Annotated in this window: 15 protein-coding genes and 1 tRNA gene; 6 read left to right on the forward strand and 10 right to left on the reverse strand. The window is 68.3% G+C overall.

Going from position 1 to position 14,447, the window contains the following annotated elements:
• Window positions 1-372, reverse strand: a 372-nt coding sequence (locus JWP28_RS18315; protein ID WP_299545190.1) for an alpha-amylase family glycosyl hydrolase, incomplete at its 3' end; no start/stop codon positions are given.
• A 4-nt stretch (window positions 373-376) separates the two neighbouring features.
• The gene (locus JWP28_RS18320) at window positions 377-1,000 is read right to left on the reverse strand and encodes an ATP-dependent Clp protease proteolytic subunit (RefSeq protein ID WP_299545192.1); all 624 of its coding nucleotides are present in this window, start codon (window positions 998-1,000) and stop codon (window positions 377-379) included.
• A 158-nt stretch (window positions 1,001-1,158) separates the two neighbouring features.
• Here JWP28_RS18320 and JWP28_RS18325 point away from each other — a divergent pair, with 158 nt between their 5' ends.
• Complete coding sequence (locus JWP28_RS18325) at window positions 1,159-1,668, forward strand: GNAT family N-acetyltransferase (protein ID WP_299545194.1); 510 nt, start codon at window positions 1,159-1,161, stop codon at window positions 1,666-1,668.
• A 112-nt stretch (window positions 1,669-1,780) separates the two neighbouring features.
• Window positions 1,781-2,566 carry an SDR family oxidoreductase gene (locus JWP28_RS18330; protein WP_299545213.1) on the forward strand — a complete coding sequence of 262 codons (786 nt, stop codon included), beginning with the start codon at window positions 1,781-1,783 and terminating at the stop codon, window positions 2,564-2,566.
• 3 nt (window positions 2,567-2,569) lie between these two features.
• Here JWP28_RS18330 and JWP28_RS18335 read toward each other — a convergent pair whose 3' ends face one another.
• The 3 genes from JWP28_RS18335 to JWP28_RS18345 form a co-directional block, all read right to left on the reverse strand.
• Window positions 2,570-2,992: a GFA family protein gene (locus JWP28_RS18335; RefSeq protein WP_299545196.1), complete on the reverse strand. Its 423-nt coding sequence runs from the start codon at window positions 2,990-2,992 to the stop codon at window positions 2,570-2,572.
• An 81-nt stretch (window positions 2,993-3,073) separates the two neighbouring features.
• Window positions 3,074-3,445: a VOC family protein gene (locus tag JWP28_RS18340; RefSeq protein WP_299545198.1), complete on the reverse strand. Its 372-nt coding sequence runs from the start codon at window positions 3,443-3,445 to the stop codon at window positions 3,074-3,076.
• Between the two features lie 16 nt (window positions 3,446-3,461).
• The gene (locus JWP28_RS18345; protein ID WP_299545200.1) at window positions 3,462-4,646 is read right to left on the reverse strand and encodes an aminotransferase; all 1,185 of its coding nucleotides are present in this window, start codon (window positions 4,644-4,646) and stop codon (window positions 3,462-3,464) included.
• Window positions 4,647-4,704: 58 nt separating this feature from the next.
• On the opposite strand from JWP28_RS18345, the gene JWP28_RS18350 reads away from it, so the two are divergent.
• Complete coding sequence (locus tag JWP28_RS18350) at window positions 4,705-5,157, forward strand: GNAT family N-acetyltransferase (RefSeq protein WP_299545201.1); 453 nt, start codon at window positions 4,705-4,707, stop codon at window positions 5,155-5,157.
• Window positions 5,158-5,166: 9 nt separating this feature from the next.
• Here JWP28_RS18350 and JWP28_RS18355 read toward each other — a convergent pair whose 3' ends face one another.
• The 3 genes from JWP28_RS18355 to JWP28_RS18365 all read right to left on the reverse strand — a co-directional run bounded on the left by JWP28_RS18355 (window position 5,167) and on the right by JWP28_RS18365 (window position 8,987).
• Entirely contained in the window at window positions 5,167-5,835 is a 669-nt protein-coding gene (locus tag JWP28_RS18355) for a hemolysin III family protein (protein WP_299545202.1), read from the reverse strand.
• Between the two features lie 46 nt (window positions 5,836-5,881).
• Window positions 5,882-7,714, reverse strand: coding sequence for a translational GTPase TypA (gene typA / locus JWP28_RS18360; RefSeq protein ID WP_299545203.1), 1,833 nt, complete (start codon window positions 7,712-7,714; stop codon window positions 5,882-5,884).
• 367 nt (window positions 7,715-8,081) lie between these two features.
• A complete protein-coding gene (locus JWP28_RS18365; protein WP_299545204.1) occupies window positions 8,082-8,987 on the reverse strand; it encodes an N-formylglutamate amidohydrolase in 906 nt (301 codons plus the stop codon).
• Between the two features lie 118 nt (window positions 8,988-9,105).
• Here JWP28_RS18365 and cpdR point away from each other — a divergent pair, with 118 nt between their 5' ends.
• The 3 genes from cpdR (at window position 9,106) to JWP28_RS18380 (ending at window position 13,162) form a co-directional block, all read left to right on the forward strand.
• On the forward strand, window positions 9,106-9,462 hold the full coding sequence (cpdR, locus tag JWP28_RS18370; RefSeq protein ID WP_299545206.1) for a cell cycle two-component system response regulator CpdR: 357 nt from the start codon (window positions 9,106-9,108) through the stop codon (window positions 9,460-9,462).
• An 83-nt stretch (window positions 9,463-9,545) separates the two neighbouring features.
• Window positions 9,546-9,620, forward strand: a tRNA-Val gene (locus JWP28_RS18375).
• A 563-nt stretch (window positions 9,621-10,183) separates the two neighbouring features.
• Window positions 10,184-13,162: a TonB-dependent receptor gene (locus JWP28_RS18380; protein WP_299545208.1), complete on the forward strand. Its 2,979-nt coding sequence runs from the start codon at window positions 10,184-10,186 to the stop codon at window positions 13,160-13,162.
• Between the two features lie 111 nt (window positions 13,163-13,273).
• Here the strand turns inward: JWP28_RS18380 and JWP28_RS18385 are convergent, their stop codons facing one another.
• Window positions 13,274-13,663 carry a DUF6491 family protein gene (locus JWP28_RS18385; RefSeq protein ID WP_299545210.1) on the reverse strand — a complete coding sequence of 130 codons (390 nt, stop codon included), beginning with the start codon at window positions 13,661-13,663 and terminating at the stop codon, window positions 13,274-13,276.
• 63 nt (window positions 13,664-13,726) lie between these two features.
• The coding region (locus JWP28_RS18390; RefSeq protein ID WP_299545212.1) for an FAD-dependent oxidoreductase at window positions 13,727-14,447 on the reverse strand (721 nt) is incomplete at its 5' end.

Here is a 14,447-nt window from a genome sequence, read left to right on the forward strand (position 1 = left end):
GGCCTTCGGTCCGTCCGCGCCGCCGGTCAGGCTCTCCACGAACCAGGGATGCTCGTCGGAGGTATGGCTCAGCACCTCGTCGAGGACGACCCGCAGCCCCTTGGCGTGGGCGGCGTCGAGCAGGTGCTGGAAATCGTCCGCCGCGCCGTAGTCGGGCTGCACGCCCTCGAAATCGGCGACGTCATAGCCCCAGTCGCGGTTGGGCGAGGGATGGATCGGCGAGAGCCAGATCCCGTCGACGCCGAGGCTCTTGATGTAGTCCAGCTTGGCCTCGACGCCGGGCAGGTCGCCATGCCCGTCGCCGTCGCTGTCGAAGAAGCTGCGGACATAGACGTGGTAGAGGATCGCGCCCTGCCACCACGGCCTGTCCACGTAGCTAGACCTCCGAGGTGTCGTTGATGATCCGCGCGACGAGGCCGTAGTCGACCGCCTCCTCGGCGCTCATCCAGAAGTTCCGCTGGGTGTCCTTGACGATCCGCTCGACGGTCTGGCCGGTCTCCTTGGCGATCATCCGATTCACGCGGTCGCGCATCTTGATGATCTGCTCGGCCTCGATCTGGATGTCCGAGGCTTGGCCGCGCATGCCGCCGGCCGGCTGGTGTAGCAGGAAGCGGGTGTTGGGCAGGCAAAGCCGGTTTTCCTTCTTGGCGCCCAGGAAGATGTGCGCGCCGGCGCTGGCCACCCAGCCGGTGCCGATCGCCTTCACCTCGACGCCGCAGAAGCGGATCATGTCGTGGACGGTGTCGCCGCTCTCCACGTGGCCGCCGGGCGAGTTGATGATCACGCGGATCGGCTTGTCGCTTTCGGAGGCGAAGGCGGTGATCTGGGCGGTGACCCGCTCGGCCAACCGCATGTCGATCTCGCCGAACACCAGCACCGTGCGCGACTTGAAGAGCGCGTTCTGCACCGGCCCCGAGGTCATCGGCATGTCGGGCTGGCGGCCCTTGTCCTCGTCTTCGCCGTCTTCGTCGTCGAGGTAGTTCCGGTAGATCTCGCGCATAGAGTCCTCTTGAAATAGCGAGCCCGGAACGTGCGTCGCCGGGACGGCGACCGCAAGGGGTCTCCCGCCGATTCGACATTGCCGAGCGCGGCGACCCACGCCAGCGTGGCCACAACGGCGGGCAGCGTCCGCCGCCGCTTTGTCCCGCCGGAGACCTGATGGCCCGTCCGAAATTCGACCTGGGGTTCGCCGAGCCGGGGGAAGCCTTCGCCGTCGCCGAGGTGCTGCAGGAGGCCGCCCGCTGGATCACCACCTGGCGGTCGCAGCTCTGGGACCCGGCGCTGGTCGGCGAGTCCTTCGTCACGCCGATTATCGCGCGCGGCCAGATGCTGACCGCCAGGACGGCCGGAGGGATCGCGGGCGTGATGATCCTGCTGCCCGAAGATCCGCACTTCTGGCCGGATCGGCCGCCGGGCGAGGCGGTCTACCTGCACAAGCTCGCCGTCCGCCGCGCCCATGCCGGAACCGGCGTGCCCGCGGCGCTCATCGACCATGCGGCGGCCCTGGCCCGGGCGCAGGACCGCCGCCTCCTGCGGCTCGACTGCGATCCTCCCCTCGCGCCCTTCTATGAGGGCCTCGGCTTTCGCCGGGTCGACGAGATCGACGTGCGCCATCCCGAGGCCGGGCCGATGCGCGTGGCCCGGATGGAGCGGCGGATCGCCGGCTAAGCGCGCTTGACCTCGCCCCACCTTGACGGACTTGGGGGCCGCGCCGCAAATGGCCGAAAATCAAACGAATGTTTTAGAGGAGCCCGCGCCCATGACCAACGCTAGTGACGTGATGGACAAGCCGGCGACCCTGGCCGGCAAGCTGTTCGACCTGACCGGCAAGGTGGCGGTGATCACCGGCTCCTCGCGCGGCATCGGCAAGGCCATCGCCGAGCAGATGGCCGCCCACGGCGCCAAGGTGGTGATCTCCTCGCGCAAGGCCGGCCCTTGCGAGGAGGTGGCCGCCGAGATCAACGCGCGGGCCGCCGGCCACGCCATCGCCATCCCGGCCAACATCTCCTCGAAGGACGACCTTCAGCGGCTGATGGACGACACCAGGAAGGCGTTCGGCAAGATCGACATCCTGGTCTGCAACGCCGCCTCGAACCCGTTCTATGGCAGCCAGCTCGACATCTCCGACGACGCGTTCGGCAAGATCCTCACCAACAACATCGTGGCCAACAACTGGATGATCGGCATGGTCGCGCCGGAAATGAAGGAACGGAAGGACGGGGCGATCATCATCGTCTCGTCGATCGGCGGCCTGCGCGGCTCCGAGGTGATCGGCGCCTACTGCATCTCCAAGGCGGCCGACATGCAGCTCGCCCGCAACCTCGCCCGCGAGCTCGGCCCCGACAACGTCCGGGTCAACTGCATCGCACCGGGCCTGGTGAAGACCGACTTCGCCAAGGCGCTGTGGGACACGCCGGAAGGCGAAAAGCGCGCCAGCTCCGGCACGCCGCTGCGTAGGCTGGGCGAACCCGACGACCTGGCGGGCGCGGCGGTCTACCTCGCGTCGCGCGCGGGGGCGTGGACGACGGGTCAGACGATCGTGGTGGACGGCGGGTCGACCTGCTGAGGCCTACTCCGCCATCGTCGCGCCGGAACCGCCGAACTCCGCCGGGAAGTCCTTCATTTTCGGCAGGCCGTCGCGCATGGGCAGCACCGTCTCAGCGTAGTTGATGTGCACGCCGGGCACGAAAACCAGCGTCGGGATGGTCGCGGAGAACACGTCCACCAGACCGAGGGGCGGATGGTTGGTCATCAGGTGGCCGCCGCACTCGGCGCAATACTGCCGCTGGCTGACCTCGGTCTTCTGATACATGGCGATCCGGTCCGCGCCCTTGGTGACCGTCACGTTCTCGGGCTTCCAGAGGCTGAAGGCGTTCACCGGCCCGCCGGACCAGGACCGGCAGGAGCTGCAGTGGCAATAGCCCATGCCTTCCGGCTCACCGCTGACCTCCAGCTCGACCGTTCCGCAGAAGCAGCTTCCGACATAGCTCATGGCATACCCCTTCGTGTTCATCACAACGTTCGGCGAACATATCTCGGGCGATTTGCAAAGGCGAGGCGGAGCGCCTTGCGGTCACCATTGGTCCCTCTCGTACTGCATGGCCCCGGCGATGTTGCCCTCGGTGTCCTGGAAGAAGATCAGCTCGCCGACGCCGTCGATGCGGAAGGGCTGCATGATCACCTGCCCGCCGTGGTCCTCGATGGCCGCGATGGTCGACTTGTTGTCCTCGACGCCGAAGCTGATCTCCGTGCCGGGCATGGTCTTGCCGCCGATGTCGCGGCGGCCCTGCAGGGCGCCCACGAAGCCGTGGCCGGCGCTGCGGGTCTGGTAGAAGCCGGGCGGCCCCCAGGGGGTGAAGGTCCAGCCGAACACCTGCTCGTAGAAGCTCTTGGCGCGCGGGACGTCGTGGGCGTTGATGGCGAAGTGGCGCAGCGTGGCGGGCATTGAGGCTTCCTCCCAGCTATCCTTCGCCCACCATCCTATCCTGAACGGAGAGTTCCCGCGCCCTGGCCAGCCGCGCGATCCCGGCGTCGAGGGTCTCGTCCCGCTTCGAGAAGCACAGGCGCACGATCGCGGTCACCGCGTCTTCCTCGTAGAGCGCGGAGACGGGAATGGCGGCGACGCCCGCCTCCTTGACCGCCCGCAGGCAAAAGTCGCGGTCGGGCTCGGTGACGCCGGAGGCGGCCAGGTCGACATTGAGGAAGTAGGTGCCGGCGGACGCCAGCACCGCAAAGCCCTCGCGTTTCAGCCCCTCCGCCAACCGGTCGCGGGACCGCTCCAGGTCGCGCGGCATCTGGCGGAACCAGTCGTCGGAGTTCTGCAGCCCCCAGGCCACGGCGGTTTGCAAATTTGGCGGGGTGGTGAAGGTCAGGAACTGGTGGGCGCGGGCGAGGCTGTGGGTCAGTTCCGGCGCCGCGCAGAGGAAGCCCACCTTCCAGCCGGTCAGGCCGAACATCTTGCCGGCCGAGCCGATCTTCACGCACCGCTCGCGCATGCCGGGGAAGGCGATCAGCGGGCGGTGGCGGGCGCTTCCGAACACCACCTGCTCCCAGACCTCGTCGCAGATCGCGGTGACGTCGCGGGCCACGCAGAGCTCGGCCAGCAAGGCGAGATCCTCGTCCGGCAGGACGGTCCCGGCCGGGTTGTTCGGGTTGTTGAGCACGACGAACCGCGTGCGCTCCGTGAAGGCCGCCTCCAGCATGGCGCGGTCGAAACGCCAGCGCGGCGGCTGCAGGCTGACCAGCTTGGGCACGCCGCCGGCGCGGCGGATCAGCGGCAGGTAGGCGTCGTAGACCGGCTGGAAGACCACCACCTCGTCGCCGGGCTCGATCAGCGCCAGGAAGGCCGCGGCCAGGGCCTCGGTGGCGCCGGAGGTGATCGTCACCTCGCTCGCCCAGTCGAGGTCGAGGCCCTGGGTGCGTGCATAGTGGGCGGCCACGGCCTGACGCAGCTCCGGCAGCCCGGCCATGGGCGGATACTGGTTGTAGCCGTTGAGCACCGCGTCCGCCGCTCTGGCGCGGATCGCCTCCGGCCCGGGATCGTCGGGAAAGCCCTGGCCGAGGTTCACCGCGCCGAGCGTCCGGGCCAGTCCGGACATCTCCTCGAAGATCGTGGTCGGCAGGTTTGAGAAGATCGGATTGGGCATTAGATCATCGGGATGGGGGCGGGCGTCGCCTTCATGACCAGCCGGAGGGCGTCCGTCCATGGAGATCGTCGAGTTCGCGCCTGAGCACGCCCATGCCTTCCGCACGCTCAACGAGGCCTGGATCGCCAAATACTTCACCATCGAGGCCAAGGACCGCGAGGTGCTGGGCGACCCGCAGGGCAAGATCATCGCCCAGGGCGGACGCATCTTCATGGCGCTGAAGGACGGCGAAGCGGTGGGCTGCGTGGCCCTGCTGAAGATGGCCGACGGCGGCTATGAGGTGGCCAAAATGACGGTCGCGGAGACCGTACGTGGGTCCGGCCTCGGGCGCTTGCTGATGGAGAAATGCATCGAGGCCGGCGCGGAAGACGGCGCGCCCCGGCTCTACCTGGAGACCAATTCGTCGCTGGCGCCGGCGCTGGCGCTCTACCGCGCCACCGGCTTCAAGGACCTGGCGCCGGCCAAGACGGAGTACGTCCGCGCCGACGTCTTCATGGAAAGACGATATTAGAACCGGCGGCTAGCGGGTGGCCAGGACCACCCCCACCAGCACCGCGGCCCAGTGCGCCGCCGCGGCCGCCACCACGTGGCCGTGCCAGATGGCGCGGGAGAACTTCAGGCGCTTGTTCACGTAGAAGATCACCCCGGTGGAATAGAGCACGCCGCCGGCCACCAGCAACAGCAGCGCCGCCCAGGTGACGTTGTCGATCATCGGCTTCAGCGCCACCAGGACCAGCCACCCCAGCGCGAGGTAGACGGCGACGCCGAGCTTGCGGTCGACCTGCGGAAGGAACAGCTTGCTCAGCGCCCCGACGCCCGCGATCGACCAGACCGCCGCCGTCATCCCCCAGGCCCAGGCGCCGCGAAGGTTGTGGATGGTGAAGGGCGTGTAGGAGCCGGCGATCATCAGGAAGATGCCGGCATGGTCGAGCCGGCGCAGCAGCGGCCGATAGCGGGCCTTGGCGAAATTGTAGGCGGTGGAGAAAGCCAGCATGGCGAGCACGCCGGCGGCATAGATCGAGACGCCGACCACCCGGGTGATCGAGCCCGCCCGCACCGCCAGCGCCAGCAGCACGATCCCGCCCACCAGGGCCAGCGTCAGGCCGACGATATGCACCACCAGGTCGGCGCACTTGGCGGCCGCAGTCGGATAGTGGCGGGGAGGTTTGACGGGGCCGACGAGGGTCATGGGCAATCTCCGTCCTTCAGACGTCTCACACCCCCCGGTTGGCCGTCTAGTCTTCCTTGACGCGCTTCTTGCGGAAAGAGGGGTTGAGCACCTTTTTGCGCAGGCGGATGGACTTCGGCGTCACCTCCACCAATTCGTCCTCCTCGATGTAGGCGATGGCCTGTTCGAGGGTCGGGCGGCGCGGCGGGGTCAGGCGCACGGCCTCGTCCTTGCCGGAGGCGCGGACGTTGGTGAGCTGCTTGGCCTTCATCGGGTTGACGTCGAGGTCGTCCTGGCGGGAGTTCTCGCCGATGATCATGCCCTGGTAGGTCTTCTCGCCGCCGCCCACGAACATGGTGCCGCGCTCTTCCAGGTTCCACAGGGCGTAGGCCGCGGTCTCGCCCTCGGAGTTGGAGACCAGCACGCCTTTGCGGCCGGCGTCGATGGCCCCCTTGTAGGGCTCGTAGTGGCTGAACACGCGGTTCAGCACGCCGGAGCCGCGGGTGTCGGTCAGGAATTCGCCCTGGTAGCCGATCAGCGACCGCGACGGAGACATCAGCGACAACCGCGTCTTGCCGGCCCCGGACGGGCCCATGTCCTTGAGCTCGGCGCGGCGGGCCGACAGCTTCTCTATGACGATGCCGGTGAACTCCTCGTCCACGTCGATCATCACGTCCTCGATGGGCTCCAGGCGCTCGCCGGTCTCGGGATCGGTCTGGAACACCACGCGGGGGCGGCTGATGGAAACCTCGAAGCCCTCGCGGCGCATGCTTTCGATCAGCACGCCGAGCTGCAGCTCGCCGCGGCCGGCGACCTCATAGGCGTCCTTGTCGGGGGTCTCGCTGACCCGGATGGCGACGTTGGACTGGGCTTCCTTGAGCAGGCGGTCGCGGATCACCCGGCTCTGCACCTTGTCGCCTTCGCGGCCGGCCAGCGGGCTGTCGTTGACGCTGACGGTCATGGAGATGGTCGGCGGGTCGATCGGCTGGGCCGGCAGGGCCTCGGCGACGTCCATGGCGCAGAGGGTGTCGGCGACCGTGGCCTTGGAGAGGCCCGCGATGGCGACGATGTCGCCCGCCTCGGCGTCCTCGATCGGCTGCCGCTTCAGGCCGCGGAAAGCCAGCACCTTGGTGATCCGGCCGCGCTCGACCTCCTTGCCGTCAATGCCCAGCGCGTGGATGGCGAGGCCCGGCGTCGCCTTGCCGCTCTCGATGCGGCCGGTGAGCAGGCGCCCCAGGAACGGGTCGTTCTCGATCAGCACTGAGAGGATCTGGAAGGGGCCGTCCTTGCGCGCGATGGCGGCGGGCTCGGGCACATGCTTGACGATCAGGTCGAACAATGGCGCCAGCGTGTCGTTGGGCTTGGCCATGTCCAGGGTCGCCCAACCCTGCTTGCCCGACGCATAGATGTGCGGGAAGTCGAGCTGGTCGTCGGTGGCGCCCATGGCGGCGAACAGGTCGAAGGCGTCGTTCAGCACCCGGTCGGGGTCGGCGTGGGGGCGGTCGACCTTGTTCAGGCAGACGATGGGGCGCAGGCCCATCTTGAGCGCCTTGCCGAGCACGAACTTGGTCTGCGGCATGACGCCTTCCTCGGCGTCGACCAGCAGGACGCAGCCGTCCACCATGCCCAGGATCCGCTCCACCTCGCCGCCGAAGTCGGCGTGGCCGGGGGTGTCGATGATGTTGATCCGGGTGTCGCCGGCCTCGCCGTGCCACAGCACGCTGGTGCACTTGGCCAGGATGGTGATCCCGCGCTCGCGCTCCTGGTCGTTGGAATCCATGGCGCGCTCGGCGTGCGCCTCGTTGGCGCGGAACACGCCCGACTGGGCGAGCAGCTGGTCCACCAGCGTGGTCTTGCCGTGGTCGACGTGGGCGATGATGGCGATGTTGCGAAGCGACATGAGGTTCGGGGGAGTGTCTCGGAGGCGAGGAAGGCGCGCTTGTAGGGGAGACGAGGCGCAACCGCCAGCTTGGAGTTGCCGGCCGCGAGCGCCCGGAAGCGCCCACAGGCTCCGGTTGTTGTGCGGTGCAACCTAAATAGGCTAAAAGAGCGTTCGCGCAAGGCCCGGAAAATCTTCGCCTTTTGGCTCTCACCATCATGAAGATGCAGGTTTTTCGCCGTAACGGCTTGCGCTGTTGTGCAGCGCACCGTACATTGGATTTGTGAGGCGTCCTTGACGCCTCTGCCCTTCCTGGGCGTTTCCTCCCTATGAACTGCCGCGCCTCCGGGCGCGGCTTTTTTTTTGGCCTGTAGTCTTTCGCCTGGTCTCAGGCCGCCTTCAGGCCGCTCCAGTCGGCGGCGGCCAGGGCCCGGGTCAGCCGTTCCAGGTTGGCCTTCAGCCGTTCGAAACCCGCCGTGGGGGTCAGCGTCGCCTCGTCGAGATAGAGGCCGCGGTTGATCTCGATCTGCAGGGCGTGGGTGCGCCGCGCCGGGCGGCCGTAGTGCTCGGTGGTGTAGCCGCCGGCGTAGGGGGTGTTGCGCGCCACCCGGTAGCCCATCGCCTCGAGCTCGCGCTCGACGCGGGCAGTGAGCAGGCCGGCGCACGCTGCGCCGAAGCGGTCGCCGAGCACGATGTCGCAGGGCCGGTCGCGCCCGCCCGCCCTGGCCGCCGCCGCCGGCATGGAGTGCCAGTCGATGAGGATCGCAAAGCCGTGCGTGCGGTGCGCCTCGGCGATCAGCCGCTCCAGCGCCGCGTGATAGGGCCGGTGCGCCCCCTCGATCCGGTCGCGGGCCTCGGCGAACATCAGCTTGCGGGCGTAGATTTCCTGGCCTTCGGACACCACACGGGCGATGGCGCCCAGCCCGGCAGCCACCCTGGCCGTCCGGGCGCGCGCGAACTCCGGCAGCTCGTCGGCGAACATGCCGGGGTCGAGTTCGAAGGCCTCACGGTTGAGGTCGATGTAGGCGCGGGCGTAGCGGGCGGTGATCACGGCGGCGCCCAGCTCCGGGGCCAAGACGATCAGGTCATCGACGAAGGCGTCCTCCGAGCGGCGGATCGTCTGGGCGTCGAGGGCGGCGGCCGACATCATGTCGTCGGGATAGTCCCGGCCGGAGTGGGGCGAGGCGAACACCAGGGGCGTCGGCGGGGCTACGCCCTCTGCGACAGCTCGCCACAGGCCGAACGCGCCCCGCGCAGGTGCGTCCTCGGCGGCGACAGGCTCCCAGGCGTTCATCCGCCGCATTGAACGCTCAGCGTCGGCATGGGTCAAAGGGTTCATCGCGCCTTTACGCTTGTGGCGGTATTGTGGGGCTTCGCATCCGCTGCCGCGCCCGCCCGCCGGAAGAGACCTCATGCCCCGAATCCTCCTGGCCGAAGACGACGACAGCCTCCGCGGCTTCCTGGCCCGCGCGCTGGAGCGGGCCGGCTATGAGGTGACGGCCTGCGCCGACGGCGAAGAAGCGGCCGCGGTGCTCGACCAGGATTGGAACCTGCTGCTCACCGACATCGTCATGCCCGGCATGGACGGGATCGAGCTCGCCCGTCAGGCGGCGGTCTTGCATCCCGGCCTGCGGATCATGTTCATCACCGGCTTCGCCGCCGTGGCGCTCGCCGCCAGCGACCAGGCGCCGCCCGGCGCCAAGGTGCTCTCCAAGCCCATCCACCTGCGCGAGATCGTCTCCGAGGTGGAACGGATGATCGCCGCCTGAGCCGGTCCCGGCCTGGCTTGCGCGGCCCAGCTTGCGCGGTTGGCGCCTCGTCGGTATATCCCCGCCTTCCCGACGACGGTTCAGGACGCGTAGCTCAGCGGGAGAGCACCTCGTTGACATCGAGGGGGTCACAGGTTCGATCCCTGTCGCGTCCACCATCCTTTCCCGACTGCTGGACTGGGTCCGGCCCGCGAGGGGCGACCCGACAATGCCTGGCCGAATCACCGGTCCAGGGCCGCCAGCGGTTTGACCTCGCCATCTGTGGGCGCCGGCGCCCACATATTTTCTTTCCGCGACATTTGTGCCACTTTCGAAACAGTTGGAACAATTCGAATTGTGAGTACGGCAGGACCCGCTGACACCCGCGTAAGTTGACGGTCCCGTCATTCACGCGCCGGCCCGGCAGGCGAGAGAGCGCGGGGCTGCCCGACGGACCTCCCTGTTCGGCGTGGCCACACAAGGCTAGCGAATCGGTGGGCGCCGGTGCTTAGAAACCTGAGTATGGGCGCGAAAAACGCCCGGCGCGGCCGCGGGCCGGCGGCGCGAACCTTCCTGCATGCCGGCCTTATATGTCGGGTTGGAAAAAGAGTGGCCGCCGCCTGAAACGCATCGGATGGTCTTCCTGCATTCGGGCCGAAATCCTCGCACCAGACGGGGATGGCGCCCAACGGGGGAGGAACCCATCATGTTGAAGAGCAGATATTTCTGCGGCGGATCAATCTTGGCCGTCGCTCTGGCATTTGGATCGACCCAAGGCGCGGCCGCTCAGGCCGCCAAGACCGCCACCGCCGCCGGCCCCGAGGTCAGCGAAGTCGTCGTCACCGGCTCCTACATCGCCGGAACGTCAACGACGGCGGCCTTGCCGGTGAATGTGATCGGCGCGGCTGACCTGCAGAAGCAGGGCTCGCCCACAACGGTGAACCTCGTCAAGACGATCACCGCGGCGCAGGGCTCGATCGGCGAATCCAACCGATTCCTTGGCACAGCCGCGGGCGCGGCCACGGTGAACCTGCGCGGCTTCGGCTCGGCGCGCACGCTTGTGCTCTTCAACGGCCAGCGGATGGCCACTTCGCCCGCCGCCGTGGCGCTGGAGTCGGTGGACATCAACTTCATCCCCAACGCCGCGATCGGACGCATCGAGATCCTGCGCGACGGCGCGGCGGCGACCTACGGCTCCGACGCAGTCGGCGGCGTGGTGAACTTCATCACCCGCCGGGATCTGGACGGTTGGGAGTTCACCGCCGACTATTCGCAAATCCGGAAGTCGGCCGGCGACTACGACGTCAGCATTGCGAGAGGCTGGCGCTTCGACCGCGGCGACGCCTTGCTGACCGCGTCATATCGCAGGCGCAGCGAGTTGCGCACGACGGACCGCGCCTGGGCGCTACAGCCCTTCGCGAACAACAATTTCGGCGGCTGGTCGACCGCGTCCAATCCCGGGGTGTTCACGACCGGCACGGCCGCCCAGGTGGCGGCCGGAACATTCAGCCAATCCTTCGTGGACAATGGCTGCGCCCAGCTCGGCGGCGTCCTGGTTAGCGCCGCGTCGCCGGCTTCGGGTTGCCGTTTCCAGTTCACCCAATTCGACAACCTGGTGAACGACGAGTTCCACTATTCGGTCTACGGCCAGCTGAACTTCAGGGTGACCGACGACATCGACTTCCACGGTGAAATGCTGTGGGCCCGGCACGACGTTCCGAATGAACGCGTGTCACCCGCGCAGTCCACGACCCAGTTCCCGACGCCGATCGTCGCCTCGGGCGGTTCCCCCGGCGGTGGCACCTCGCCCTATCCGGCCGTGGGCCTCAACCAGCAGTCGCGGTTCTACATACCCAACACCAACCCCGGACTGATCGCCTTCCTCGCCAATCCCGTGAACTGTCCGGCGCTCGGCACGATCTGCACCAACGCCGCAGCCAACGGGGTCATTGCGTCGCAGACCCTTTGGCGGCCCGAGGGCTTCGGCGGCAACCCGCTGTTCAGCGACGGCGCCGATCACCAGGCTCGCCGGGCTACCGCTTTCCGCATCGGCGGCTCGCTCACCGGGCATATGTGGGACGATATCGGCTGGCGCGCCTCGGCCACCTACCAGGTCAACCACGGCGAGGCCGGCGCCGGCCCGGACATCTCCGTCACGAGGCTTGAATTGGCGCTGCGCGGCTTGGGCGGCCCCGGGTGCAACCCGGTCAGCGGCGCCCCCGGCGTCGGCGGCTGCCAGTACTTCAATCCCTTCGCCAACGCCTATTCGGGCAGCAAGGGCGTCGGCGGCGCGAACCCGTTCTTTGCGCCCGGAGCGACCAACAACAAGCCGGACCTGCTGAACTGGCTGCACATCCAGCTCAGCGGCGACACCTATACCGAACTGGCGGTCGGCGAGACCGTGTTCAACGGGGCGCTGCCCATCACCCTGGGCGGCGGCAAAATCGGCTGGGCGCTGGGGGCCCAGGTGCGCTACGACCGCACCCAGATCAGTGTTCCCGACTTCTACGACATCAACGCCACGCCGTGTGTCGACAGCATTCCATATGGCGATGGCCTTCCCGGATGCGGCGTCTCGGGCACCGGCGCCTACACCTTCTATTCCGCGGTGCAGGAGGTCGACGTCGACCGGACGGTTTCCTCGGTGTTCGGCGAGGTCAGGCTGCCGATCACCGACAGCCTGGAAGTCACCGCCGCCGCACGATACGAATACTACGGCGGCAACTTCGGCTCGACGACCAACCCGAAGGTGTCCGTGCGCTGGCAGGCCCTGGACTGGCTGGCGTTCCGGGGTTCGGCCGGCTCCACGTTCCGTGCGCCGCAGCAGACGTCCCTCACCCCGGGCAATGTCCGCGGCCTGGCCCAATTCAATCTGCCTGGCGTGGGCTCGCTGTATCGTCCGGTGGACACCGCCAACAACCCGCACCTGCGTCCGGAAACGGCCGACACCTACAACGTCGGCGTGATCGTCAGTACACGGAACTTCCGCGCGACGCTCGACTATTACAAGTTCAAATTCAAGGACGAGCTGACGAACGAAACCGCGGCCGCCCTCGTCTCGACGATGTTTCCAAGCGCGACGCCCTCCACCTGGCAGTGCGGGGTGGCGGCCTTCCGCAGCCGCTTCACCTTCGCTGACGACGGCAATCCGGCCACCAACGACTGCTCCCCCGCAAACCTGCTGGGCGTGAAGGCCAACCTGATCAACGGCCCCAGCGTTGACACCTCCGGCCTCGACTTCCAGGGAAGCTATTTCTGGCCTGACGCGCTGTTCGGCGGCGACCTGACCCTTAGCGGCGACGCCACCTACACAATAGAATACAAGCGCGGCGCCCTGGTGACGCTCGACGGGTTCACCATCGCGCCGGCCCTTGACCGGGCGGGCAAGACGGAACTGCTCAGCGCCTTCTACTCCTACCCCAAGTTGCGAGCGAACGCCTACCTGGAGTGGACATCCGGCCTCCACAATCTGCGCTGGACGACCCACTTCAAGCAGGGAACCGACAATCTGGTCGGCGCATCGATCCTGAAGACGGACGACGAGATCACCCACGACCTCGTCTATACGGGGCAGTTGCCGTGGGACACGACCGTGACGGCGGGGATCATCAACATCCTGGACTCCGATCCGCCCTTCACCCGCAGCCAGTACAACTACGACTATACCAACGCCTTCTTCCTCGGCCGTGTCATCCAGCTGGGGGTCCGCAAGAAATTCTAGCTGAACACGCCTGACCGCCAGAGCGGCGGGCGCCGGGCGGACGGTCCGGTCGCGACACGATCTTCCCCAGGGCGCCGACTTCGTGTCGGCGCCCTTCTTTTCCTTGAAACCCTAAGGCTTGGCGCGAGGGGGCAGGGCGGCGATCTCTTGCGGCGTCAGCTTGCGTATGCTGCGCACCGGACAGCGCTGCGGGCCGATCTGCGTGTGGGTGACCACCTCGGCGTCCATGCCGGAGCAGATGCTGGAGCCGCTCCGCGAGACCAGCGCGAGGCGCTGGTTCCAGTCGATGTCCGGGCAGGGGCCCAGCAGGTCGAACTGGTAGACGTCGCGCACGCCCACCCGCACGTACAAGGTGTGGTCGTCAGGGGCGGCGAAGCCGTCGACCATGCGGGTCCAGAAGCACTGGTTGTGCTCCGGCTGCGGCGACTTGGCGGCCGCGGGCATGGCGCTCAGCATGAGAAGGGCCGCCGCGCCGGCGGCTAAGGCGACATGGGTGCTCATCACTAAAGGTCCTCGCGATGGGTCGTCCCCACACTCAAACCTACATCGGCGAATCTTGGTTGCCTAGGAACCGCGCCGAGCGGCCCGGCGGGCGAAACGCGCCGCATCGACGGTGTCGGCCAGCGGCGCGGGCAGGGGGGAGGGGGCCTGCATGGCGAGCGCGGCGACGTGCTCGGCCAGCAGGGGCGCGAGCGTGAACCCGCGCGCTCCGAAGCCACTCAGCACGAAGACGCCGGCCGGCCCATCCGGCGCTGCGCCGGCGACCGGCAGCCGGTCCGGCGTGGCGACGCGGGTCGAGGCGCGGCCTTCGAGCGGCTCGTCCGCCAGCCGTTCGGCGAGCCGCGGCAGGCCTGCAGCCAGCGCCTCGAGGTTGCGGCGGTGGTCCTCGGGCCGGACGTCGCGGGCGGTATCGCCGCGGTCGTGCGTGGCGCCGAACAGCACCCCGCCGCGGGTCGGGATGGCGTAGCCGCCGAAGGCTGCGGCGGGCGGCGGATCGGCCAAAGCCGTCCAGCTCGCCTGGCCGCGCACCGCGCTGAGCGGCAGCCCCTGGACGAGGTCGGCGGTGGCCAGGCCCGCGGCCACGATCACGGCGTCGGCGGCGGCCAGGACCTCTCCGGCGCCATCGAGAAGCCGCCAGCCCTCCCCATCGGCTTCGATCCGGCAGACCGCGGCGGCGCCGACCTGCGGCGCCCAGGCTTCCAGCACGGCCTGCGGCTCGATCACCAGGCCGCCCAGGAGTTCCAGCGCTTCGGGGGCCGCCTCGCCGAGGCGGGCGGCGGCCTCG

Source organism: Phenylobacterium sp. (assembly GCF_028290885.1).
GTDB lineage: Bacteria > Pseudomonadota > Alphaproteobacteria > Caulobacterales > Caulobacteraceae > Phenylobacterium.

Bases quoted from the DNA above. Each gene is read 5' to 3' on its own strand.
- JWP28_RS18335 (WP_299545196.1), bottom strand. From the start codon at position 2,992: ATGAGCTATGTCGGAAGCTGCTTCTGCGGAACGGTCGAGCTGGAGGTC.
- JWP28_RS18355 (WP_299545202.1), bottom strand. From the start codon at position 5,835: ATGACCCTCGTCGGCCCCGTCAAACCTCCCCGCCACTATCCGACTGCG.
- JWP28_RS18340 (WP_299545198.1), bottom strand. From the start codon at position 3,445: ATGCCCGCCACGCTGCGCCACTTCGCCATCAACGCCCACGACGTCCCG.
- JWP28_RS18325 (WP_299545194.1), top strand. From the start codon at position 1,159: ATGGCCCGTCCGAAATTCGACCTGGGGTTCGCCGAGCCGGGGGAAGCC.
- JWP28_RS18365 (WP_299545204.1), bottom strand. From the start codon at position 8,987: ATGAACGCCTGGGAGCCTGTCGCCGCCGAGGACGCACCTGCGCGGGGC.
- JWP28_RS18320 (WP_299545192.1), bottom strand. From the start codon at position 1,000: ATGCGCGAGATCTACCGGAACTACCTCGACGACGAAGACGGCGAAGAC.
- JWP28_RS18385 (WP_299545210.1), bottom strand. From the start codon at position 13,663: ATGAGCACCCATGTCGCCTTAGCCGCCGGCGCGGCGGCCCTTCTCATG.
- JWP28_RS18330 (WP_299545213.1), top strand. From the start codon at position 1,781: ATGGACAAGCCGGCGACCCTGGCCGGCAAGCTGTTCGACCTGACCGGC.
- cpdR (WP_299545206.1), top strand. From the start codon at position 9,106: ATGCCCCGAATCCTCCTGGCCGAAGACGACGACAGCCTCCGCGGCTTC.
- JWP28_RS18350 (WP_299545201.1), top strand. From the start codon at position 4,705: ATGGAGATCGTCGAGTTCGCGCCTGAGCACGCCCATGCCTTCCGCACG.
- JWP28_RS18345 (WP_299545200.1), bottom strand. From the start codon at position 4,646: ATGCCCAATCCGATCTTCTCAAACCTGCCGACCACGATCTTCGAGGAG.
- typA (WP_299545203.1), bottom strand. From the start codon at position 7,714: ATGTCGCTTCGCAACATCGCCATCATCGCCCACGTCGACCACGGCAAG.